At 46.8% G+C, this 23968-nt stretch carries 24 protein-coding genes and 2 riboswitches; of the genes, 13 read left to right on the top strand and 11 right to left on the bottom strand.

The features are described 5' to 3' along the window. Positions 1–123 precede the first annotated feature (123 nt). The 3 genes from ASF99_RS14945 to ASF99_RS14930 all read right to left on the bottom strand — a co-directional run bounded on the left by ASF99_RS14945 (position 124) and on the right by ASF99_RS14930 (position 3271). A complete protein-coding gene (locus ASF99_RS14945; protein WP_035395513.1) occupies positions 124–1707 on the bottom strand; it encodes a Na+/H+ antiporter NhaC family protein in 1584 nt (527 codons plus the stop codon). A gap of 110 nt (positions 1708–1817) precedes the next feature. Next, positions 1818–1996: riboswitch (Lysine riboswitch) on the bottom strand. A gap of 92 nt (positions 1997–2088) precedes the next feature. Continuing rightward, positions 2089–2826, bottom strand: coding sequence for a uracil-DNA glycosylase family protein (locus ASF99_RS14935; protein ID WP_055969705.1), 738 nt, complete (start codon positions 2824–2826; stop codon positions 2089–2091). Positions 2827–2950: 124 nt separating this feature from the next. After that, positions 2951–3271 (bottom strand): heme oxygenase, encoded by a 321-nt coding sequence (locus ASF99_RS14930; protein ID WP_023469797.1) that lies wholly within the window; start codon positions 3269–3271, stop codon positions 2951–2953. An 89-nt stretch (positions 3272–3360) separates the two neighbouring features. On the opposite strand from ASF99_RS14930, the gene ASF99_RS14925 reads away from it, so the two are divergent. The 5 genes from ASF99_RS14925 to ASF99_RS14905 all read left to right on the top strand — a co-directional run bounded on the left by ASF99_RS14925 (position 3361) and on the right by ASF99_RS14905 (position 8415). After that, complete coding sequence (locus tag ASF99_RS14925; protein ID WP_081637345.1) at positions 3361–4020, top strand: SAM-dependent methyltransferase; 660 nt, start codon at positions 3361–3363, stop codon at positions 4018–4020. Positions 4021–4032: 12 nt separating this feature from the next. Continuing rightward, a complete protein-coding gene (locus ASF99_RS14920; RefSeq protein WP_055969703.1) occupies positions 4033–4914 on the top strand; it encodes an ABC transporter ATP-binding protein in 882 nt (293 codons plus the stop codon). Beyond that, a complete protein-coding gene (locus tag ASF99_RS14915; protein ID WP_055969700.1) occupies positions 4911–5717 on the top strand; it encodes an ABC transporter permease subunit in 807 nt (268 codons plus the stop codon). Before ASF99_RS14920 ends, ASF99_RS14915 begins: the two co-directional genes overlap by 4 nt. A 124-nt stretch (positions 5718–5841) precedes the next feature. Then, positions 5842–6915, top strand: a complete 1074-nt coding sequence (gene rlmN / locus ASF99_RS14910; protein ID WP_023469793.1) for a 23S rRNA (adenine(2503)-C(2))-methyltransferase RlmN — start codon at positions 5842–5844, stop codon at positions 6913–6915. A gap of 63 nt (positions 6916–6978) precedes the next feature. Further along, complete coding sequence (locus ASF99_RS14905; protein WP_055969697.1) at positions 6979–8415, top strand: DEAD/DEAH box helicase; 1437 nt, start codon at positions 6979–6981, stop codon at positions 8413–8415. A 21-nt stretch (positions 8416–8436) separates the two neighbouring features. Here ASF99_RS14905 and ASF99_RS14900 read toward each other — a convergent pair whose 3' ends face one another. From ASF99_RS14900 to ASF99_RS14880, 5 genes are all read right to left on the bottom strand, one after another. Then, a complete protein-coding gene (locus ASF99_RS14900; protein ID WP_055969696.1) occupies positions 8437–9753 on the bottom strand; it encodes an NAD(P)/FAD-dependent oxidoreductase in 1317 nt (438 codons plus the stop codon). A 76-nt stretch (positions 9754–9829) separates the two neighbouring features. Further along, positions 9830–10465: a nitroreductase family protein gene (locus ASF99_RS14895; protein WP_023469790.1), complete on the bottom strand. Its 636-nt coding sequence runs from the start codon at positions 10463–10465 to the stop codon at positions 9830–9832. A gap of 52 nt (positions 10466–10517) precedes the next feature. Then, positions 10518–11153: a nitroreductase family protein gene (locus ASF99_RS14890; protein ID WP_055969693.1), complete on the bottom strand. Its 636-nt coding sequence runs from the start codon at positions 11151–11153 to the stop codon at positions 10518–10520. A gap of 1 nt (position 11154) precedes the next feature. Beyond that, the gene (locus tag ASF99_RS14885) at positions 11155–11610 is read right to left on the bottom strand and encodes a MarR family winged helix-turn-helix transcriptional regulator (protein ID WP_023469788.1); all 456 of its coding nucleotides are present in this window, start codon (positions 11608–11610) and stop codon (positions 11155–11157) included. 154 nt (positions 11611–11764) lie between these two features. Continuing rightward, a complete protein-coding gene (locus ASF99_RS14880; RefSeq protein WP_023469787.1) occupies positions 11765–12430 on the bottom strand; it encodes a YczE/YyaS/YitT family protein in 666 nt (221 codons plus the stop codon). A 152-nt stretch (positions 12431–12582) separates the two neighbouring features. Here ASF99_RS14880 and ASF99_RS14875 point away from each other — a divergent pair, with 152 nt between their 5' ends. The 6 genes from ASF99_RS14875 to ASF99_RS14850 all read left to right on the top strand — a co-directional run bounded on the left by ASF99_RS14875 (position 12583) and on the right by ASF99_RS14850 (position 18260). After that, positions 12583–13368, top strand: coding sequence for a DUF817 domain-containing protein (locus ASF99_RS14875; RefSeq protein WP_023469786.1), 786 nt, complete (start codon positions 12583–12585; stop codon positions 13366–13368). Between the two features lie 87 nt (positions 13369–13455). Further along, the gene (locus tag ASF99_RS14870; protein ID WP_055969690.1) at positions 13456–14721 is read left to right on the top strand and encodes a DUF2325 domain-containing protein; all 1266 of its coding nucleotides are present in this window, start codon (positions 13456–13458) and stop codon (positions 14719–14721) included. A 63-nt stretch (positions 14722–14784) separates the two neighbouring features. Beyond that, positions 14785–15423, top strand: coding sequence for a DUF975 family protein (locus tag ASF99_RS14865; protein ID WP_023469784.1), 639 nt, complete (start codon positions 14785–14787; stop codon positions 15421–15423). A gap of 112 nt (positions 15424–15535) precedes the next feature. Further along, positions 15536–15638: riboswitch (SAM riboswitch) on the top strand. 74 nt (positions 15639–15712) lie between these two features. Next, entirely contained in the window at positions 15713–16771 is a 1059-nt protein-coding gene (locus ASF99_RS14860) for an LLM class flavin-dependent oxidoreductase (RefSeq protein WP_023469783.1), read from the top strand. Continuing rightward, positions 16768–17715 carry an ATP-grasp domain-containing protein gene (locus ASF99_RS14855; RefSeq protein WP_023469782.1) on the top strand — a complete coding sequence of 316 codons (948 nt, stop codon included), beginning with the start codon at positions 16768–16770 and terminating at the stop codon, positions 17713–17715. Before ASF99_RS14860 ends, ASF99_RS14855 begins: the two co-directional genes overlap by 4 nt. Positions 17716–17792: 77 nt before the next feature. After that, positions 17793–18260, top strand: coding sequence for a hypothetical protein (locus ASF99_RS14850; protein WP_023469781.1), 468 nt, complete (start codon positions 17793–17795; stop codon positions 18258–18260). A 40-nt stretch (positions 18261–18300) separates the two neighbouring features. On the opposite strand, the gene ASF99_RS14845 is transcribed toward ASF99_RS14850, so the two are convergent. The 3 genes from ASF99_RS14845 to ASF99_RS14835 form a co-directional block, all read right to left on the bottom strand. Then, the gene (locus ASF99_RS14845) at positions 18301–20181 is read right to left on the bottom strand and encodes a PhoX family protein (RefSeq protein WP_055969687.1); all 1881 of its coding nucleotides are present in this window, start codon (positions 20179–20181) and stop codon (positions 18301–18303) included. Positions 20182–20295: 114 nt separating this feature from the next. Then, positions 20296–20676 carry an NUDIX domain-containing protein gene (locus tag ASF99_RS14840; protein ID WP_055969684.1) on the bottom strand — a complete coding sequence of 127 codons (381 nt, stop codon included), beginning with the start codon at positions 20674–20676 and terminating at the stop codon, positions 20296–20298. A gap of 64 nt (positions 20677–20740) precedes the next feature. Beyond that, positions 20741–22363 (bottom strand): ABC-F family ATP-binding cassette domain-containing protein, encoded by a 1623-nt coding sequence (locus ASF99_RS14835; RefSeq protein ID WP_023469778.1) that lies wholly within the window; start codon positions 22361–22363, stop codon positions 20741–20743. A gap of 299 nt (positions 22364–22662) precedes the next feature. Between ASF99_RS14835 and ASF99_RS14830 the strand changes: the two genes are divergently transcribed. Both ASF99_RS14830 and ASF99_RS17635 read left to right on the top strand, forming a co-directional pair. Beyond that, positions 22663–23532 (top strand): prohibitin family protein, encoded by an 870-nt coding sequence (locus ASF99_RS14830; protein WP_035395536.1) that lies wholly within the window; start codon positions 22663–22665, stop codon positions 23530–23532. A 220-nt stretch (positions 23533–23752) separates the two neighbouring features. Beyond that, positions 23753–23968 (top strand): hypothetical protein (locus ASF99_RS17635; RefSeq protein ID WP_235515956.1); only part of this gene is annotated, 216 nt, incomplete at its 3' end.

The raw sequence follows: 23968 nt of genomic DNA, 5'->3' as shown, positions 1-23968 counted from the left end.
CAGAGACGAATGAGATCCGTTTTCCTGCTTCATTTAAGCAGGAAAACAGGCTTGTGTCTCGCCTGAGGAAAGGGCGTGAAAAGACGCGTCATTCTTTTTTGAGTCAGTCCCTTTTTCATTTCATCAATCCGTTTGTAAATCCGAAGCAGTTTCGCCTTTTTTCGAGAGAACGTTCAAGACGACGACGAAGAGTACGAATGTGACAAGAGCTCCGATGAAACCGAAGACCGAAGACTCCGTGAAACCGATGACTAAATAACCTACTGCCGCAGTGACGGCACCGACTAGCGCATACGGTAACTGTGTCGTAACGTGATCGATATGATGGGATCCAGCCCCTGTCGAACTGAGGATCGTCGTATCGGAAATCGGTGAACAATGGTCACCGAAGACAGATCCAGCAAGAACAGCAGCAAGCGTCGGTAATAAGAGTGAGGCATCGACAGCCATGACGAGATCCGCACCGATTGGCAACATGATCCCGAATGTGCCCCAACTTGTTCCTGTCGAGAATGCCATCAAGCCGGCAATCAAGAATAATAAGAACGGCAAGTACGAAGCAGAAATCGAGTTGCTGATGAAGCTTGCGAGATAATCGCCTGTTTTCATATCACCAATAACAGCGATGATCGTCCAAGCAAATAATAGAATCACGACTGCTGGCCACATCGAACGCATACCAGCGACGATGCTTGCACGGTAATCGCGACCCGGAATTTTTCGTCCGATCAGCATCAAGAAAGCGACGATTAAACTGATGACGACACCTGCGACAAGTGAGCGTGTGACGTCTGTTGCCTCAAATGCTCCAATTAAAGTAAACGGACGGTTGTCGGCTGCAAGTGCCTGAGCACCTGTCCCGAGTAACGCACTGATCGTAGCAATGACGAGAACGACGATCGGAACGACGAGATCCCGGACTTTTCCGTTCGTATGTTCGTTGACCTCTTTTGCCATCCCCATCGGTGTTCCTTTTGACGCATCAAAAAGTTCACCATTCGCAGCGCGGCGTTCATGCTGTTTCATCGGTCCGACAGAGACGCCAGAGTAAGCGATGTAAAGTGTTAAAAGTAACGCGAAAATCGCATAGAAGTTCATTGGAACGATCATCATGAAAGCACTAAACGCTGAGTAATCCGTAATCGAGTGCGTCGTTAAGATACCGGCGATGATGGAAATGATGAATGCGCCCCAACTCGAAAGCGGACTGATGACACAAACAGGCGCAGCTGTTGAGTCAATCAAATAGGCAAGCTTCGCACGTGAGACACCACGGCGATCCGTTAGCGGACGACTGACATTGCCGACAGCGAGACTGTTGAAGTAATCATCGATGAAAATCAAGATACCGAGACCGAAGGCGACTAAGCGTGCACCACGCGCTGTCTTGACGTGTGTAGAAGCCCATTCACCGAAGGCGCGAGCGCCACCAGATGTTTGAATTAATGTGGAAAGGACACCGAGCAATAACAAGAAAACAAGTAATAAAACGTTCCACTCGTTCAAGGCACCATCCGCCCAAAAGAGGCTAAAGATATTCTTGCCGAGATAGGTTACCGTATCGATCGGGTTAAAACGGTGAAGTAACAGGGCACCGACGAGAATGCCGACACCTAACGAAAGAACGACCTTTCGGGTAAAGATGGCTAATAAGATAGCTAGTAAAGCAGGTACAAGGGCAATAATGGAATCTGAATAGTTGACCATGAAAAATATCCTCCTCTTTAAAAATGGCTTAAAGATGAGACCCCGCGGCACAAAAAAAGCAAGGGCACCGGCAACAAAGCCGACACCCTCGCTGGATGCGTCTTTCTTAGCCGAATTGGAGCGCTCCATACAACTGTTATGTATGGCAATCGATCGGGTATTTCCCGAATCGACCAACGACGGTATGCTCGACGCATACTGTCATTTCGGCGATGTCACCTTTCCTGTAGTCGTCTTCGTTGTCATCCTCGGACCAAGTACTGATTGAAATCGCGCCTCTACCTCATCGATAGAATAGTCATATTCTGTTCTTATGGACACTTTATCACGTATTTCAAAAAAGATTCAACCATATATTCTGATAATTTAAGACAAAGTTGCTCATTCGGCAAAATGTTGAATGAGCTGTTTCATCAAATAGGCTTGGTTTTCTTCGAATTGTTTTTTTCGATGACCGTTCGCGCCAGATGGATGGGGGAAGTTGGAAAGAAGCTGATGTTGTTCGATTCGTCCATCCTGAATCAATCCACGGACTTGCGTCTCGACGACCCGACCGAGTGGAATTAATAACGCTGGTTTTTGTAACTGATTGATCTCAGCGACGAAGTGTTCTTCCGCGTAGTGCCTCAATAAAGGACTACGACTAATTTTCGGTTGATGACCCGAGTAATTCTTTTCGCGATAAAAGACGGGTTGCTTTAACAGTGATGTTGGATGCAATAATTTCTGATGTTGATGGAATAAGCTAGTAGCCGTCTCAATTCCGAGTAATGCTGGAAGCTCGAGTGTATCAAGCATCTGGACGAGATTACGTCGCATCGTTCCGGCAAAACTGGCTGCATATTTGACGATGCGTGCCGTCCCTTCTAGTGAAGCCCCATGATGGAGGGCATCCGTTGCTTCTTCGAAAGCGATTCGCATCTGTTCAAAACCTGGTGTGATCCCGATGATGACGACTTTTGCTTCAGTATTGACATATTCGCCAATCGGAGAGTAATAGACGGTCAGCTCGTTCTCCTGTTGCAATAAAAAATCGTCCGTCCATAATTCATCACGTCGTAACGTACGATCATCAGGTAAGCTACGAATGGCTTGTTCAAATATAGTTAATGAATTCATGAAGAACCCTCTCTCTCTGTATTGGCACTATAATAACAAATAATACCATTTGAGACAATTACACCCTTTCACTATTTGTGTATAGGTATATAAAAAAGGACTCGAGACGAGTCCTTTTCGTGCATCATGCGCGTTCTTTGACCGAAGCAACTTCATATGTCAGAATCTCGCTGCCGAGCATTGGCGATTCTCCTGCCTCACTACTCGCAGGTCGACTATGTGACGCTTTGAAATCGTCACTCTCCCGCCATGCTTGAAAACTCTTCATGTCTTCCCAATACATGTTGACGTTCATTTCATCATGTTCTTCGATGTTTTGCGTCAATAAGACCTCGACGCGGATGAATCCGTCCATCGTATCAAGTCCACTTGGACGCGTAAAACGAGGAGCGAGAGCTGCAGCCATCCCTTTTTTGACTTTAATCCGGTTCGTAACGACGATCATCATAAAATCCCCTTTCAAAAAACGAGTAACGTACTTCTTCAGTATAGTACGATGAAGGCAAGAATGCCGGAAAGAAGGAACAAACGACAATGAATGAACAGGAATACGATCAACGATTACGAATCGAGACCATTGAGATGCAACACCTCTATGGTGTGTTTAGTCACTACAATCGATATGAACCAACGCCTTATGCGGCACTAGACGAATTATGCGAAACGTATTTGTTTCAAAAACAGGACACGGTCATTGATTTCGGGTGTGGGAAAGGGCGTTTGAACTTTTACTTACACGACCGATTCGATTGTTCCGTCATCGGAATCGAGATGAACGGACAATTTTACGAGGACGCACTCCGGAATATGGCGAACTACCAAAGTCGACGGAAGCGGCGTTCCGGAAGTTTGCGATTTGAACAGACGTATGCCGAGCAGTATGCCATTCCGGATGAGACGAATAAGTTTTATTTCTTCAATCCATTCTCTTCACAAATTTTCATGAAAGTGATTGATCACATTTTAAGTTCGGTCGAACGTTCCCCGCGTTCGGTTGATCTCATCTTGTATTACCCGACCGATGAATACCGGGAGTACCTGGAGCGTCATACCGTATTCGAGCAAGTCGATGAGATTCGATTACGAGACCTCTATGAAAAAAATCATGACGAGCGGTTCGTCATCTATCGCTTTGATCCGAACAAACTGCTTCAAAACGGGTATGAATACAGTGAGGAAAGAAATAAAAGATAAGGAGGTCGGATGATGATCCGTTTAGAGCATGTCACGAAAGAGTTTGCACCGGGGCGTGGAATATTCGATGTCAGTTTTACAGTTGATCCGGGGACGATATTCGGTTTCATCGGACCAAACGGATCTGGAAAATCAACGACACTCCGACATCTGATGGGACTACTGGCTGCGGACGGTGGAAAGGCGACGATCGGCGGTTTTGATTGCTGGAAGCAAAGTAAAGAAGTGAAGAAATTGGTCGGTTATTTGCCGGGGGAGATTAGTTTACCTGGAGACATGACGGGAGCAGACATGCTGGATTTGATGCAACGACTACACGGTAGCGATCCGGCACGACGACAACTGTTGTTGAAACGATTTCCTTTTGAGACGAAGACGAAAATCCGCAAGATGTCAAAGGGAATGAAACAAAAACTGGCACTTGTCGGTTGCTTCATGAAGGATGCACCCGTCTATCTACTTGATGAGCCGACCAGTGGACTCGATCCTTTGATGCAAGAGCGTTTTTTAGAGTGGATCGAACAGGAGAAGCATGCTGGAAAAGCGATTCTGATGAGTTCACATCACTTTCCGGAGATGGAAAAATCGTGCGATCGAGCGGCTTTAATCAAAGCAGGGCGCATCATCGTCGAATCGGATATTCATGAGTTGGTTCGATCGAGTCGAAAGACGTACACGATCGTCTTCCGAACAGAGGTGGAGGCGGCACAGTTCGCGATGCAAGTCGGTGTTGAACCGAAGCGGCTGGAAGTCAGTTTTCAAACGGACGAGACGCTGAGCTTAAATCAGGTGATCGCTTATTTAACCCAGTATGATGTACGGCTGATTCGTCCGTCAGCAGATGATTTAGAACAGGTCTTTTTGCATTATTATGGGGAGGAGGAATCGTCGTGATATTGCTGATCCGCTCTTTATTCAAGCAGGTCAGAAAGCCCGTGCTTGCTTATGCGATTGGAACGAGTCTCTACTTATTGATGCTTGCGTTGCTATATCCATCGATGATGAAGACCGGTTTACTAGAAGCAAAACTAGAAGCGTTACCTCCGGAAGTCTTAAAAGCATTTCAATACGATAAGGTGACAGGGTTCGAGAATGTACTGGATCTGCTCGGGGGAAACTATTACGGACTGATTTTTCAAGTCATTGCGAGTCTATTCTTGCTCTCATTAGCAGCGCGACTCGTTGCGCGACCAATCGACAATGGAGAGCTGATTGTCTATCTCGCAGCCCCGATCACCCGGAATGCGTATACGTTTGCTGTCGCGATCGTCATGGGTATCGCAAGTATGGTTCTCGTAGGACTGAATGGACTCGTCTTGATGGTATCCGACTGGTGGATGACAGATATTTCGATCAATGACGTCATCTTATGGCGGATTCAACTCAATGCGCTATTGTTACTCTTGGCGATCGGTGCCTTTACGTTATTCGTTGCGACGTTATTTGACGAAGAACGTCGTGCTTTTTCGCTTGCTGGTAGTGTGCTTGTCCTATCGATCGTCTTGACGATTCTGTCGGAACTAAGTGACAAGACGGAGTGGCTCCGTTATCTATCCGTCTTCTCCTTATTTAACACGACGCAATTACTAGAAGGAACGAATCATTTTCTTCTTCATTCGATTCTTTTACTTGTCCTCTGTCTCGTGTTCTTGACTGGAGCAGTCGTTCAATTCGGACGTCGGAGTCTGTCGATTTGATCGAAAGTGGCGCAAAAACTTTACAGAAAGTGAACATTTAGGATTTGAACGTTGCGTCATGCGCTGATTTTTACTAAGATAAAGGAATGTTGTAGTTCTGGAAAAAGAAATGAGGTCTTTCGAAATGAATAAACCATCCATTTATGGATTAACGCTTGAGCAGATGACAGAATGGTTATCGAATCAAGGGCACAAACCATTCCGTGCCAAACAAGTATGGGATTGGCTCTACCGTAAACGTGTCACGACTTTCGCGGAAATGACGAATGTCAACAAGGATTGCCTTGAGTTGTTAGATCAGAGTTTTACGATTGACTCGATGACAGAAGCGGTCAAGCAAGAATCAGCAGATGGAACAATCAAGTTCCTTTTCAAATTATATGATGGCAACTTGATTGAAACGGTCCTAATGCGTCATAAGTACGGTCTTTCTGTCTGTGTTACGACACAGGTCGGCTGTAACATCGGCTGTAGCTTCTGTGCAAGTGGTCTGATCAAGAAGAGCCGCGACTTGTCAGCAGGCGAAATCGTTGAGCAGATCATGAACGTCCAGCATCACCTCGATGCAGTCGGTAACGAAGAACGTGTCAGCCACGTCGTCGTCATGGGTATCGGTGAACCGTTCGATAACTTCGACAACATGGTCGACTTCTTAAACGTCATCAAGGACCACAATGGTCTTGCAATCGGTGCGCGTCACATCACGGTTTCGACAAGTGGTTTGGCAGATAAAATCTACAAGTTCGCTGACTTGAAACTCCAAGTCAACTTGGCGATCTCGCTTCACGCACCAAACAATGAATTGCGTACGCAAATCATGAAAATCAACCGGGCGATCCCGCTTGAGAAATTGATGCCAGCAATCGATTATTACGTTCAAACAACGAACCGTAAAATCACGATCGAGTACATCTTGCTTCGTGGCGTCAACGACCAAAAGGAACACGCAGTCGAACTCGCAAAACTGTTCGAAGACAAACGTCACTTGACGTATGTCAACTTGATTCCGTACAACCCGGTCGATGAGCACGGTCAATATCAGCGCAGTACGTCTGAAGATATCACGACGTTCTACGATACGTTGAAAAAGAACGGCTTGAACTGTGGTGTTCGTCTTGAGCACGGAACAGACATCGATGCGGCGTGTGGTCAATTACGTAGTAAGCAAATCAAAAAAGATAAAGTAGCATCCAAATAATTCGTTGGGCTTCTCATCGTTTCGGTGGGAAGCTTTTTTTACGATAAGAAATGAGGACATTCTATGACACGTACACGATTCAATGATTTTAACTTAAGCACACCGATTCTCGATTCAATCGAGCAACTCGGTTACACGACACCAACCGAAGTCCAACAATCGGTCATTCCGGTCGTATTATCCGGAAAAGACGTCATCGTCAAATCACGGACGGGGAGCGGAAAGACGGCATCGTTTGCGATTCCACTGTGTGAACTCGTCGAGTGGGAAGAAAATAAACCACAGGTCTTAGTCTTGACGCCAACACGTGAGCTTGCCTTGCAGGTCAAAGAAGATATCATGAACATCGGACGCTATAAGCGGATCAAAGCGACAGCCGTCTTCGGCAAGCAACCGTTCCGCGGGCAAGTCACGGAGCTCAAACAAAAGACACACATCGTCGTCGGAACACCGGGACGCGTACGCGATCATATCGAGCGGGGCACGTTATCACTTGAGAAAGTCCGTTACGTCGTTTTAGATGAAGCGGATGAAATGCTGAACATGGGCTTCCTCGATCAAGTCGATGCCATCTTGTCCGAGTTACCAAAAGAGCGGATGACACTGTTGTTCTCTGCGACCTTCCCGGAAGATATCGAACAGTTGAGCAACCGCTACATGGATGCACCAAAACGAATCGAAGCGGGTGAGACCGTCGTCTCGACGATTGCGCATAGTTATATTCCGGTAACGGATAAGACGAAATTCGCGATTTTGAAAGATGTTCTCGTCGCTGAAAACCCGGATCGCTGCATGATCTTCTGTCGGACGAAAGAACACGTCGATTTCGTCGCGAATGGTCTCCGCGCCCATGACTACCCGGTTGAAGCAATTCACGGTGGAATGGAACAAGACGATCGACTCGATGCGATGAAAGCCTTCCGTGCCGGGAAGTTCCGAATTCTTGTCGCAACAGATGTCGCAGCACGTGGGATCGATATCGAGAACATCACGCACGTCATCCAGTATGATCTCCCTGTCGAACGAGAAAGCTACGTTCACCGGACCGGTCGGACGGGGCGTGCAGGAGCAGCAGGACAAGCAATCAGTCTCGTCACGCCGGCAGACGAACGTCGCCTAAAGGAAATCGAGCAGTATCACGGGAAGCTGACACGTCGCCAAGCACCGACAGAAAAGGACTTGATGCGGACAGCGGATGCATTCGAGGAGAAGATGGCGACGGAAGATACGCGTTCTTCGAAAACGGAACAGCTTGATGCGGACATCATGAAATTATTCTTTAACGGCGGGAAAAAGAAAAAACTCCGTGCCGTCGACTTTGTTGGAACGATTGCTAAGATTGAAGGCGTCACGGCAGACGACATCGGCATCATCTCGATTCAGGATACGTTGACGTATGTGGATATCCTCAACGGGAAAGGTCCGCTTGTCCTCCGGGCGATGAAGACGACGAAGGTCAAAGGGAAACAATTGAAAGTGTACGAAGCATTCAAGAAATAAGACAAGCCGGTCATTCTCCGCTTAAGCGAAGAGGGACCGGCTGTTTTGCGTCAAGGCATAGCCAAGATGGAGTCCGCTAGCAGCTGCTTGGGCAAGCGAGTGTGTCGCACCGGAACAATCACCAATCGCATAGACACCGGGACATGTCGTCTCAAACGTCTCTGACGTCTCAAGCATCGGTGCGTAAAACTTGCCATCTAATCCGTAAAGCAACGTATCTCCTGGAAGTTCCACTTCAAGGAGTTGCTCAAGGCGCTCTAAAAACGCTTCTAAGACAAGCAGGTCTTCTGCAGGTACTTCTGCATGCAAATTACCGGGAGACGCGGTTAGGGAAGGGATGACCGTGTTACGACTCAATTGATCGTGTGCCGTCGCTCGCGATGTTCGGAAATCACTGAGTCGCTGAATGAGAATGCGATCACCACCTTGGTTGATTCCGCCAATGATGCGCGCGGCATACGCATTCGCTTTCGCTAGTGTCGAAAAATACCGCGGGAGAAATAGTGTAAAGTTCAGATTCGTCGAGCCGTCTGCCGTCTCGTGGACGTTTTGACCGTCCGGCATGACGAGTCCTTCTTGATATTTGCGGATGATCCGTCCGCGCGGATTCATGCAATAGGTGACGGCTTGACCGTAAGGCGAGTCGTAACCGAGCTTCGTCTCGAACGTCTCCTGTAACAATGTCCGAAATAGTCCCTCATCCGTCTCAATTCGCACCCCGAGATCGAGTCGAGTTCGCTGTGGGGTGACACCAAGCGTCGCTAACTGGTGCAACGTAAAGTCTGCACCTGAACGACCTGTCGCGAACACGATCCGTTGACTGACGAAGGTCTCGTCCGCTGTTTTGATCGTAAACGACTTCGACTTCGTGATCTGCTCGATTGTCGTTTCGAATCGGGCATCGAGACGCGGTAATAAGGCGTCCTCAAACGCCGTGAAGACAGCAGCTGTCCGTACTGTGCCTAAATGACGGACGGTCGTCTCGACCGAATGTAGACCGGCGCGGCGGGCGCGAGACGCTACAATAGGGGAATGCGTCGAATAGGTCTCAACTGTACCTCCACCATATGTACATAAAAGATCATCGACTTCTTGGAACAGTCGTCGAGTCGTCTCTTCACCGATTTTTGAGACGAGTTCTCCACCGAATCCCGTCGCATAATTAAACTTTCCTTCTGATTTGCCAAGCCCTGCGAATCCAAGATACGCATCTTCTGCTGTTCGTTCGCGAATCGGTTTTCCGGCATCGAGCAGTAGGACGCGTTGTCCGTCTTCAACGAGCTGATGGGCGAGGAAAATTCCTGCTACACCAGCTCCGATAATCGTCACATCATACATCGCTGACACCTCCTTTTCTTTGAGTATACAAAAAAGCCGGATTCCTATGAAAGGAATCCGGACTAGGTGAAATCGCTTATTTCCACTCTGCGATGTCAGCGATTGGTAGACGAACCGATGGGTATCCTGCGTCCACTGCTTTACCGATTGAAAGCAACATGACTGGGAGGTAACGTTCTTTTTCAAGACCGAATGCTTCTGCGATTTGGTCTTTTTCGTAACCACCGATTGGGTTTGTATCGTAACCGTGTGCACGAGCAACGAGCATCAATTGCATCGAAACGAGACCTGAGTCGATCAAGATGCTATCACGTAATGTTTCAACGTCTTCTGGACGGTAGAACCCTTTGATAGCTGGTACTTGGCGATCACGTACTTCTTGCGGCATAAGACCTTTTTCCACAGCCATATCATAGATTGTCTCGATGCTATCGACTGCGTTCATGTCACCGAAGACGGCGATGACAGCAGAAGATGTCTCGACTTGAACTTGGTTGAATTTTGCGAGTGGTGCGAGTGTCGCTTTACCTTCTTCGCTATCGATGACGAGGAAACGCCATGGTTGCATGTTAACTGAAGATGGTGCAAGTGTTGCTTCTTCAAGGATTTGTGTCATTTCTTCTTTTGAAATTTTTACGTTTGTGTCGTAGTTACGAATCGAGCGGCGTCCTTTGACGATTTCCATGAAGTCCGTTGTTGTTTGAGTAGTCATAATTATTCAATCTCCCTTGTGTGTGTTTTCTTTTTTTATAGTGTAAAAAAACTTATTTCCAGTCTGCGATGTCGTTGATTGGTAGGCGAACTGATGGATATCCAGCGTCCACCGCTTTACCGATCGATAGCAACATGACCGGTACATAACGATCTTTTTCAAGACCGAATGCTTCCGCGATTTGATCTTTCTCGTAACCACCAATTGGATTTGTATCATATCCGTGTGCACGAGCGACGAGCATCAATTGCATCGAGACGAGACCCGAGTCAATCAAGATGCTGTCTTTCAAATCGTTCGCCGATACACTGCTGTACATCCCTTGGATCGCTGGTACTTGGCGATCGCGTACTTCTTGTGGCATGAGTCCTTTTGCGACAGCTGTATCGTAGATGTTCTCGAGTTGATCAACAGCGTTCATGTCACCGAAGACCGCGATGACAGCAGAAGATGTCTCGACTTGGACTTGGTTGAATTTCGCGAGTGGTGCAAGTGTTGCTTTGCCTTCTTCGCTATCGATGACGAGGAAACGCCATGGTTGCATGTTGACAGAAGAAGGTGCGAGTGTTGCCTCTTCAAGAATTTGTGTCATTTCTTCTTTTGAGATCTTCACGTCTGTATCGTAGTTACGGATCGAGCGACGTCCTTTGACGATTTCCATGAAGTCTGTTGTTGTTTGCGTTGCCATATTAAATCGACTCCTCTTTTAATTTAGGTAATGTGTCGGCGTTCGCTTCGATGCGTTGAATCATCTCAGCTAGCGTCCGTTGTTCTTCAGCGGAGAATCCTTCGAGTAAGTTCTCGAGGAACTCATCTTTTTGTTCGCGTAATCGTGCAATGCGCGTCGCCCCTTGTTCCGTTAAGGAAACAAGAATCACCCGATTGTCAGCGGCTGACCGCTCGCGAGCAATCATCCCGGTCGATTCCAGATGTTTGAGATGACGGGTCACTGCTGCATGATCGACATTGACGCGTTTTTGCAATTCTTTTTGACTGATCGTTTGATCGACTTGTAGTTGAGCAAGTAGGTCCATTCGAGTCTGACTGAAACCATCCGTACAGAGATCGAATTTTTGAGCAATCGTCTTATTGACGGAGACGAGTGCATAGATCAAACGTCCTTTTTCGGTGCAGGAAATACTCAATCCATCACATCCTTCCCTTCGTTCGAAGAAACCTTTGACGTATCAAAGATTGATATGTAAACGAATATAACTTGTTTATTTTGATGGCGCAACTTATCTGCTTCTGACATAAAAAAAGATATCATTCACGCAGAATGATATCGAGTCAGGCGACTTAGCTAATTTGGCGTTCAGACGCTGGAATTCCTTTTGCATCAATCGCTGCAATGATCCGGCGGAAATAAAACAACCAAAATTGCAGAAACGGTCCAATCAGGAAAATCGAGAGGATCGTACCGAAGAAAACAGGTCCCCCAAGCAACCAACCGATGCCGCATGCCGTGACTTCCATGATCGTCCGCATCAGACGAATCGACGTTCCGAAGCGCTCTGCAAGTGTCAGCGTTAACCCATCACGTGGACCAGCCCCGTATCCGACAGCGACATACAGACCAGCGCCCATCCCAATGATGAAGATACCGAAAATCAGCCAGAGCGTATTCAACCAGATCGATTCAAAAGAGGGTAAGAGATGAGAACCAAGCACAAGATTCATGAAGACACCAACGAAAATCGCGTTGACGAGCGTTCCGATTTGCGGTGTGACGCGGTCTAATGCGTACTTAACGAAAACGAGTAATAGACCGACAAGCAAGATGATCGTTCCGACGGATAGCGGCGTCTTTTTTTGGAGACCGAGATGCAATACATCCCACGTCGAGACACCGAGTTCAGCTGTGATCATCATCGATGAGCCAAGGGCGAGTAAAAATAAACCAAGTAGGAAGAGCCCCCACTTTAACGTAGCGCGTAACAACCAGGAAGCACGATGACGCGTCATGTCTGGCACCTCATTTCTTAAAAATAATTGATTTGTTAACTGTATCATGAGGAAAGTGGAAGAAGAAAGACGAAATTTTCCGTTTTTTACATCCTAAGTAGGAGGGGAAGGATAAAAGAGAAACGTATACTGAAGAAAAAGGAGGGAGAAAAATGAAAGCGATCCGGCACCTGATTCGTTTTACATACATAGAAGCCATCTGTTGCGTCTTTCCCGTGATGATTTTTGCGGCGCTTGCTCTTTCACGTTATCTTCCTACTGAACCGGTTGCTCGATATGATCTTTTGTTGCTTTGGTGTATTCTCGTCCAAATCGTCTTACTCGTCACGCGTTATGAAACGATGGAAGAATTCAAACTGATCTTATTGTTTCACGTCATTGGTCTAGCCCTTGAACTGTTTAAAGTGAACGTCGGATCTTGGAGTTATCCGGAAGACGCTTTGACGAAAGTGGCTGGTGTTCCCTTGTATGCAGGATTCATGTACGCAAGCGTTGCGAGTTATGTCTGCCAGGCGTTTCGGCGATTTCATTTACGATTTATAGCATTTCCACCACCTTGGCTTGCGATCAGCGTCGGGAGTCTCGTCTATCTCAACTTCTTCACCCACCACTGGATCTTCGATGCACGCTGGCTATTGATGGTCCTCGTCGTTCTCGTCTTCTATAAGTCATGGGTTCATTTTACGATCGAGCAAACGATCTACCGGATGCCGCTCGTCCTGTCCTTTTTATTGATCGCCTTTTTCATTTGGATCGCGGAGAACATCGTAACGTTCTTTAAAGGATGGGTCTATCCGCATCAAGAAGGCGGATGGGCAGTCGTTGATCTTGGAAAATTGTCTTCTTGGTTCCTGCTTGTGATCATTACGGTTTTGATCGTCATCGTCGCAAAATATAAGCGTCAGGATCCGGCTGTGGAAATTCAACAACGTACCTAAACAAAAAAACAACCAGGCTGTTTTTTTGAACTACTTCCGCGTTTTTTCGTTGCTATAGTGAAAAAAACGCAAAGGAAGTGGTCATGGATGATGCAACAGGTGATGGAACGAGCAACTGAATTGGTACAGATGAAATTAGCGGCCGTGGAGCGGTATGAAGATTGGCAACTCTGGCTCGACGAAGTAAACGGAATCGATGAATGGGTCAAGATGTCAGCGTATTATGCACCGCGCGACGTTCAAGAAACATTGGTCATCGATGAAGCAATAGAGCTAGAGCAGACCATCGTCATTCCACCGCAAGTACCGGTCGAGCCAGTACGCAAGCAACGTTATGCCTATACGTTTCAGCGGGGGTTAAAAGGCGGTACTTTACTAGAATGGTCGGGCAGTCATATTTCTGAACGAGACGTCCGCGATTGGAATCTCGAGCACGGCATGGAAGTTCGGGTCCGTGTCGATCGTCAGGATGATCAAAAAAAGATATGCCGTATCGAAGCCGTCGTCTCGACGGAGCGAATGAGAGAGAATCCGGAACGTGTCGTGTTTGAACAAGCAATCGTCAAAGCACATGGAATCATTGAGGAAACGGTGAATGGTCCACTGCAAGATGAGTCGGGCAGATCGTTCTATTATGTTGTACCGGTAGAAGACATGCGCTATTTCCGACTAGAAGCAGGGCAACTTGTCGATCTCGTCATGTGGCGGGGGCGGAAGGATACATTAACGATTGCTTGGAAGCATCCGTTCACGTATGAAGAGCCGATCGTCAACGCATCATCCAACCGTCCGTCAGCGATAGAACAACAGGTAGTGAAGACGCCTGTGACAACAAAAAAGTCAAATCGGTATGCACGAAAAATGAAACGGCAACCAGTGCCGAAAGCTAAAAAAGCGCAGCGTCGCGTCCGTATGCCAAAAGAGCAAACGATTGAACCGATCGTAACAACAGCCGTACCGGGACAATTGATGGATTTCGTTGATAAGACACCGTTAGATTTCACGCGCTTCACAGGCATGCGTCTTGTTATCGTTGGAAACGAACAACAGACCGCTGTCTATCGTGAGTTCTTTGTGCCGACGGGGATCGAATTAATTCATCTAGCAGGGGACGCACAGTCCGCGAAAAAGATTGCTTGTCTCGCCAAAAAGACGGACGCGATCGTCGTCGTGACGAGCCGTGTCTCTCATGCAGCGAGTGCACATGTCATCGCTCAGGCGAAAAAGCATGGTATTCCATTCGCGATGGAACGCCTCGACGGTCGACGTTCGTTATATACAGCGTGTGAGCGGCAACTTGAGCGCGCTTGGTTGAAACAGAAACAAGAGGGGAAATTATTGAAAAATCAGTGAAACATTAGAAGTTATTAGCCGTAGAGTAAGGTGAGAACTTATTTTTCAAGGAGGACCTTACTCATGTCATCTCAATTAAAAAAAGCAGCGAAGGAGTCGCTCAGCGGTCGTTGGGGATTCGCAGTCCTAACAGTTATTCTGTTTAGTATCATTCAAGGTGTGCCTGGATTATTTGGATCAGATATAGATGAACCAGCTAATACGATGGATCTCGTCGTATCGTTGGTATCGATTTTATTGATCCCGGTCGGAGTCGGTTGGACTTGGATTGCGATGTCGATTGCTCGCGGAGAAGAAACGAAAGTGACGGATTTATTTGAACCATATGGTATGTTTTTCAAAGTGATTGGTCTAGCCATCGTACAACTCTTTTTTATCTTCTTATGGTTACTGCTATTAGTCGTACCGGGAATCATTAAATCATTTTCTTACATGCTAACGTTCTATATTTTGCGAGATGAACCATCGATTGGTATCTTAGAGGCCATTACACGCTCCCGAAAAATGATGGACGGGCATAAAATGGAAGCATTCCTTCTTCTACTGTCGTTTATTGGTTGGGCTCTTTTAGGAATCGTTACCCTCGGCCTAGCATTCTTGTGGATTACACCATATTTCAGTGTTACCTTTGCAAAATTCTATGATCGTGTTCGTGGTGAACAAACGCCAGAGCCAACATCAGATTTCGTCGCACCATATTAATACCGGATCCCGACACGATGTCGGGATTTTTTATGCTCGAAATAATTCCGATTGGAAAAGACGGTTTAATGGTTGCTTTAGTTCAGTGAATTTTGTACGATGAATGCAACACATCTTATCTAGAGAAGTCGAGGGACTGGCCCGAAGACACTTCAGCAACCCCGCCGTGGCGGAAGGTGCTACTTCCAGGAAGGGATACCTTCCGAAGATAAGAGCGGACAGGACAAGATACCGTCGCTCTTTTCGAACTTCGAAAAGAGCGTTTTTTTATGATAAGGGGGACGATGGAGTGGAGTATGGTTTTTGGTTACCGATTTTTGGGGGATGGTTACGTAACGTCGAGGATGAACAGATGCCACCGACCTTCGATTATGCGAAACAAGTCGCACAAACAGCAGAACGGATCGGCTTCTCGACGACGTTGATTGCGGAATTGAACTTGAATGATATCAAAGGCATCAAGGAACCGAGTCTTGAGGCATGGACGACGGCAGCAGCGATTGCTGCAACGACGGAACGCCTTGAGATCATGACAGCGGTTCGTCCCGGGTTCCATAATCCAGCGACGACAGCGAAGATGGCGGCAAACATCGATCAGTTGAGTGGTGGACGCTTTACGCTCAACGTCGTTTCAGCGTGGTGGGCAGAGGAAGCGAAACAATACAATGGTATCTTCACAGCACACGATGAACGCTATGCTCGGACGGAAGAGTTCGTCACGGTCATGAAGGGACTATGGGCAGATGCGTCACCGTATAGCTTCTCCGGTCATCACTACACGATCGAGCAAGCAGAACTCCATCCGAAGCCAGTCCAGCGTCCAGGGATCAAGCTCTACGCCGGTGGAGAGAGTGAAGCTGGAAAACGGACGATCGTCGAACACTGTGACGCTTATGTCATGCATGGGGGTACTGTTGAAGAAGTAGCCCATAAAATCAATGACATGAAAGTACGCCGGGAAACGACGGGACAAACGCCGCTTGAGAGCTTCGGTCTTGCTGCCTACATCATTTGTCGGGATACGGAAGAAGAAGCACTTCTTGAATGGCAACGCATCACGGACGTTAAGGAAGACAGCGCTGGTTATGCCGGTTATCAGGATTTCATCAGTAAATCGCAACTGGAGCAACAGGTCGAACGAAACGATTATTCCGTCTCGAACCGTGGTCTACGTCCGAATTTAATCGGAACACCAGAACAAATTGCTGAACGCATTCTGGCATTCGAAGCTGTTGGTGTCACGTTACTCTTATTACAATTCTCACCACAACTCGAAGAAATGGAACGCTTTGCCCGTGACGTAATGCCACTGGTCGAAGCGAAACGAAAGGTAGGTCAACAATCATGACAAAAATTCATATTCTCCACGAAAACCAAGAATGGACGGACCATCTCATCAAACGTCTCGAAGAACTCGAGTTACCGTATGAAGAGTGGCACTTGAATGAAGGGATTGTTCCGCTGGATGAACTGCCGCCAGAAGGCGTCTTTTACAGCCGCATGAGTGCCTCTTCGCATACGCGGGGGCACCGTTACGCGCCGGAGTTGACGGAAGGAGTGCTCGCTTGGTTAGAAGAGCATGACCGGACTGTCTTTAATGGAACGCGTGCGCTTCGTTTAGAAGTCAGCAAAGTCAATCAATACACGGCGTTGCGTAAGGCTGGGATTCGTGTACCGAAGACGACGGCTGCCGTCGGACGCGATCAAATCGTACAAGCAGCAAAAGAAATTGGCGTTTCGTCATTCATCACGAAACATAACCGGGCTGGGAAAGGTCTCGGCGTCCAGTTATTCCACTCGATTGAAGCACTTGAAGCTTATCTCGACGGTCCGACATTCGACGAACCAGTCGATGGCATCACGTTGATTCAAGAGTATATTCAAGCACCTGAACCGTACATCACGCGCTGTGAGTTCGTGGGTGGAAAATTCGTCTATGCGGTTCGAGTCGATACGTCAGAAGGTTTTGAGCTTTGCCCAGCGGATGCATGTGTGATCGACGACTTGTTCTGCCCAGTCGGTGAAGAAGCGCCACAAACGCCGATGAAGTTCCAAATCGTTGAAGGCTTCGATGACCCAATCATTGAAAAATATGAAGCATTCCTCCAAGCGAACCAAATCGCGGTCGCCGGTATCGAGTTCATTAAGGATACGTCAGGTACGATCTATACGTATGACGTCAATACGAATACGAACTATAATTCGGATGCTGAGGCAGCTGCAGGACGCTACGGTATGCTCGAACTAGCGAAGTTCCTCGGTGCAGCCCTTGAAACAAGCACAGTAAAATAAGAATCTGCTCTCGCCCTGTCGCCGGACGTTACAAGACCGGATGACAGGGTATTTCTATAGAAAAAGGGGGCAGGTGTATGATTACGTGGAGAGAAGAACGACAGCTCGATATTCCGATTGAAGAAGCATGGCACTTGTTTGATCACACGCGACTGCAGCGTTTGATTCCAAATGTCGTCCAGCACGAGGTGATTGAACGAAAACCGGGTGTCGTCGGTTCGACCTATCGCCAAACGTATATGCAGGGCAATCGACTCGAAACCTATATCGTGACCGATTTAGCCTATACGAACGAGCCGGACTTCAAGCAAAATACGATTGGATTCACATTGGCTAAAATATTCAAGATCGAGATGACCTTTACGCTCAAACCGATCGACCATGATCGCTGTCTGTTGATCTATACGGGAAAAAATGAGGGGGCGAACTTTGTTGGAAAAAGTCTCTTGTCACTCGGTGGCGAGCGGGAGAACGAGAAAATCGTTCATGGACTGCTGCAACGTGTGGAAGAAGAGGCAGCAAAACAAAAGAAGAACAACGCATAAAAAAACGGATTCCCGCGCTTGGGAATCCGTTTTTAGTATCTTATCGATGCGTATACGATTTATGACCGCTCGGTAAACCAGAGAGGTAACCGACACCACCTGTTTTTTGAATCCCGATGCCGTCTTTCATCGCTTGTTCGAGCGCTTTTGGATCGACGGCCGTGATTTGTTTCCCTGTCAATGCTTCACCTGGGTGCTGGTAGTTGCTCAAGAGATAGCTATACCCACCAACATGATCGAGTGAACGGAGACCAGTTGCTTCCGCTCCGACTGGAACGGACAGAATCCGTGAAAGCTTCTTCGTCTTCAGATTATAGGCCCAAACGAAGTTATTCGTATGCAAGGAGCTATCTTCACCGATAAAGAGCGTATTAGATGTCGCGGAATAAGCGAGGTTATCTGGATTCGCGACGAGATCCGGATTCGCTGTGTTGCCGTAAGCATCCGGCTTCTTCAAATCTTCACCAATGACGAGTGCCTGCATATTCGTTGGTACGTAACGGCTGTCGATGCCTGTTGCACGGCCAAGATCGATTTCGAATGTTGCACCCGATTCGCGTTTTTCAAGCTGGATGTCGTCTTGGACAGCACCTTCTTGTTTTTCGGTACTGCCTGACACATAAGACAAGGCGATGTAGGCTTTTTTGTCTTGCTCGTTGACCGTGATGCCTTCCATCTTGTTGAATTCTGATGTTGCGCCAAGCAACGCACCATAACGGCGTGATTCAAGGAAGGCAGCTTCTTTTTCCTTACCAGGCTTGAGCTTCAAGTATTCGACTTTTTTGCTAGCAGCTGTTTTGACCGCTTTAAAGCCCGGAGTTGGCGCATCTGCTGTCTCAAAGATGTCGCTGAACTTCGTCCCTTTATCAATCAAGCGTTTGACTTCTTTATCGGAAGCATGACCAAGCTTGATCCATTCGAGATCACCCGCTCCGCCTTCTGTTGCGCGTGTTTGTTTGAACTTCGCCGCGTAAAGTGTTCCTTTTGAGAAATCACGTTTTTTGTCCGCGACGTACATGAACATCATCGTATTGTTTCCGTCGTCACCGAAGATCGCTGTCTTTTGATCCGGCAGAATCTGCATCATCTCGTGCGAGAAACGACCTGTACTGTAGTGTTTGACTGCTGTCGCTTTCCCTTTTCGGTCGACCGAGATTTCCGGTGTGAAGCCGTAGAAGTAAGGATTTGCTTTTTCGGTCGTTCCGAAATAGTGCTCAGCGAAGGCATTTACTTCTTTATAAGCAGCTGACGTTTTGTCTGACTCAAACGCACGAGCATCTGGTTCATATTCCTCTGACCCAAGGTGCGTTCCCCATGGCGTCGTCGAACCGTTACATGGTGTCCAGAGTCCATTGACGTTCTCAAAATCAATCTTGCTGGCTTTTTTGACAGCAAGTTTCCCTGTCTTTTTATCTTGTACGACTTCTGTTAATGTCATCGATGCTGGAAGTCCCTTGACTTCATTACCAGCGTTGTCGATCGAGTCATACTCGAAGTGAGAAACCATGTATTTTTTTCCGTGGACTTCAAGCAGACTGTTCGAGTCGGGTGCATCTGAGACGAAAGCTTCCGGTTTGTCCGGTACACTGCGGTCGATGATCGGATTACCTATAGCATCGATTGGTGTACCTGCTGCAATCATCTCTCCTTTGTTTTCGACGATTTTATCTTGCGACAGGAACAGTTGATTATAGTTCAACGGTTTCACTTCTGTTTTACCGTTCGTATACGTGACTTTAACTTTTGCTTCTGTATAGGTTTTTACCATCTGATCGATTTTCGTCGGTGCATCCATCGACAAGAATTCGACCTTCTTGATGTTGCGTGTACTATGAGAAGAACTATGGGCATCCGCGAACATCGGGACCATACTTGATGACAAGACCGCTGCTGATAGACCAACCATGAGTGTTCGTTTCATTTTCGTTTCCCCCAAATGAGTTTGTGTTGTTGCTACATTTCCATTTAATCAGTCGATTATGTAGAGGGTGTAAAGAAGCCTGGTCAGTTTTATCTCAGTTAGTTAATCTTTCCTTTACAATAAGGTCAGTAAACGAGCAATCTGTGGATCATCGTGAAGTTCCTTTAATGGTCGGAAACGGACGGTTCGTAATTCTTGTTGGTCGAATGGGAGTTCGGGATCAATCCCGAGTCGAGGTACAGAACTGCCTAAGGCACTTCGGACGAGAAAGCATGTCTCTGTTCCTTGATCAATTGAAATCTCGTAGAGTTGCCGTTCGATTGTGACGTGAAGGTGTGTCTCCTCTAATACTTCCCGCATGACGGCTTGTTCTTTTGTTTCGCCACTCTCGACACCTCCGCCCGGTAACGTCCAAAATGTCCGGGAAGGCGTGTGTAATTCGACCATTAGAATCTGTTGTTCTTCGATCAACGCAGCGCATACGCGGTGCCTCATGTCGTATTCCTCCTTCAACGTGTTCAAAAAAGAGACCGAAACGACAGTTCCGGTCTCCTCAAAATCATTGCGCGTATAACGCTGTTAGTTGCTGTTGGATCGTATCATTGTTCAAGTACTCATCGTATGTCGTTTCTTTATCGACGATACCGTTCGGCGTCAACTCGATGATCCGGTTCGCGATTGTTTCGACGAACTGATGGTCATGCGAGCTGAAGAGCATCGCGCCTTTGTAAGCAATCAAGCCATCGTTGAGTGCTGTGATCGATTCGAGATCCAAGTGGTTCGTTGGATCGTCGAGGACGAGGACGTTAGCACCACTGAGCATTGCTTTTGAAAGCATACAACGGACTTTTTCGCCCCCAGATAAGACAGAAGCTTTTTTCATGACTTCTTCTCCTGAGAAGAGCATCCGACCGAGGAATCCACGGAGGAACGTATCGCTCTCATCTGCCGGTGAGTACTGACGGAGCCAATCGAGGATCGTCTTGTCCGAGCCTTCGAAGAATTCCGAGTTATCTTTTGGCAAGTACGACTGCGAAGTTGTTACGCCCCATTTGAACGTACCGCTATCCGGTTCCATCTCACCCATAAGGATCTTGAAGAGAGTCGTGATTGCGATATCGCTCTGACTGATGAACGCGACTTTATCCGTCTTGTTCAACGAGAAGCGGACGTTATCAAGGACTTTGACACCATCGATCGTCTTCGAGATGCCGTCGACCATCAAGAGGTCATTTCCGATTTCACGTTCCGGTGTGAAACCAACGAACGGATAACGGCGTGACGATGGACGAATGTCGTCGAGTGTGATTTTATCAAGCAATTTCTTCCGCGACGTCGCTTGTTTCGCTTTTGAAGCGTTTGAGCTGAAACGCGCGATGAAGGCTTGAAGTTCTTTGATTTTCTCTTCTTTTTTCTTGTTTTGGTCACTTGCCATACGCGAAGCAAGCTGACTTGACTCGTACCAGAAATCGTAGTTTCCGATATACAGTTGAATCTTACCGTAATCGAGATCCGCCATGTGCGTACAGACGTTGTTCAAGAAGTGACGGTCGTGGGAAATGACAATGACCGTGTTCTCGAATCCGATCAAGAATTCTTCGAGCCATTTGACGGCTTTCAAATCAAGTCCGTTCGTCGGCTCATCGAGTAAGAGAATGTCTGGTTTACCGAACAACGCTTGCGCAAGCAAAACTTTGACCTTTTCCGATCCTGTCAGCTCAGCCATCGTCTTCGAGTGAAGGTCTTCCTTGATGCCGAGTCCTTGAAGAAGCATTGCGGCTTCCGACTCCGCTTCCCAACCGTTCATCTCAGCGAATTCACCTTCGAGTTCAGCAGCACGCATGCCGTCTTCGTCCGAGAAATCTTCTTTCATATAGATGGCATCTTTTTCTTTCATGACTTCATAGAGACGTTTGTGTCCCATCATGACCGTTTCGATGACTTGGAATTCTTCGTATTCGTAATGGTTCTGACGGAGAACGCCTAAACGTTCGCCTGGTGTGATGATGACATCGCCTTGTTGTGCTTCGATGTCACCAGCGAGAATTTTCAAGAATGTCGATTTACCAGCGCCATTTGCACCGATCAGACCGTAACAGTTACCTGGTGTGAACTTAATGTTGACGTCTTCGAATAATTTTCGATCTGCAAAGCGAAGACCGACGTTTTGTACTGTAATCATATAGAGATGAACCCTCGTTTCTAGTAAGTGATGTGCTCATTCGAGTGTACCACAAATCGTGATCTGTCGTAGAGCAGGCAAAGTTCCCTCCATATTAGGACAGAAATTAAAAATAAGCAACCGGACATTTAAAAAAATGAAACATTTTCCAGATGGATACGTAGAACAAAGTAAGGAATTCGTTAGAGGAGGGGTTAGATGGCCATCTTTTTCACATTATTGTTTTTCGCCCTCATCGTTTTGCTTGGCATGGAACTCTACCGCTATATCCAAGAAAAGATCGATAAAGGAGATTCAGAATGAGAGAAATCAAACCGAAGAAAAAAATTCGCCCATCGATGATCATCGCAGGTGTTCTCGTACTAGCGTTGCTTGCAACAACACCGTTCATCGTTGAACAAATCGAACCTGGACAAGTTGGGGTCGTCTATACACCGTCAAGCGGTGTCAAAGATGAGACGTTATCGCAAGGTTGGCATGTTGTTTCACCGATCACACGGGTGACAGAGTATCCGATTCGGACACAGACAAAAGCGCTTGAGAACATGACGCTTGCGACTAAGGACGGAAAGAACATCGTCGTTGACTTTACATACAGCTTCTCCGTCTCACCGGATAAGGTGACGAAAGTCTTCAATAAGTTCGGACCGATTGAAATCGATGAGATTGCAAAAGGATATCTGAAACAACGTCTCTATGATGCATCGCGTGAGCAAATCTCAAAAGTCACCGTCCTTGAACTATTCGGTGAAAAATCAGGGAATGTCTCAACGAGCATTCAAACGCAGTTTGCAGAAGACGTCAAGGACATCGGTTTCATTATCGAAGATGTCGCACTCGGTGCACCGAAACCAGATGAAAAGACACAGGAAGCGATCGATGCGCGTGTCAAAGCGTCGCAGGAACTCGATAAAAAGAAGACGGATCTTGAAATCGCTAAAGCAGAAGCAGAGCGTCTTCGCGTAGAAGCGAAAGGAGCAGCTGATGCCCGTTTGATCGAAGCTCAAGGGTTGGCAAAAGCTCAAAAAGAACTACAGAAGACATTGACGGAAGAAATGATTCAATACGAAGCTGTCAAGAAATGGGACGGGAAGTCACCACTCGTCAGTGGATCGGGGAGTATGGTTCAATTACCGATTCCAGATGCTACAACAGAAGAAAAGAAATAAAATAGACCTAATTTATAGGTCTATTTTTTATGCTGTAATAATAAATCAGTAGATTAAAGATAGATGTATTATTTAATTTTAGTATAGAGATAAAAAAACTTTTATTTTATATTTTTTAAATGTAAAATTTATGGTTTAATTCCCTTATTTAGAAGGGAAACGAACGTAAAAGAGCATTATTCAATTGAAAATAAGTATCAAAAAATAGGGGGGATAATTTTTGTATAAAAATCGATCACCAAATACATTTATTATCTTCATGATTCTATTTGCGACAAGTTTTTCGATTCCGCACAGTCATGCGACGACCGACGAGCTAGAAATACCAGGCCCTTTGACGTCATCGTTTTGTGAAGAGACGTTGAATGATCCAACGAAAGAGGACTTGCTAAAAAAAGAAGAACGGATACAATGCGAAGAACTCTTAGAACTAGAG

It is taken from the genome of Exiguobacterium sp. Leaf187, from assembly GCF_001423925.1.
Lineage (GTDB): Bacteria > Bacillota > Bacilli > Exiguobacteriales > Exiguobacteriaceae > Exiguobacterium_A > Exiguobacterium_A indicum.
The sequence above is the reverse complement of the archived record's forward strand: the minus strand, read 5'-3'. Positions and strand labels throughout refer to the sequence as shown.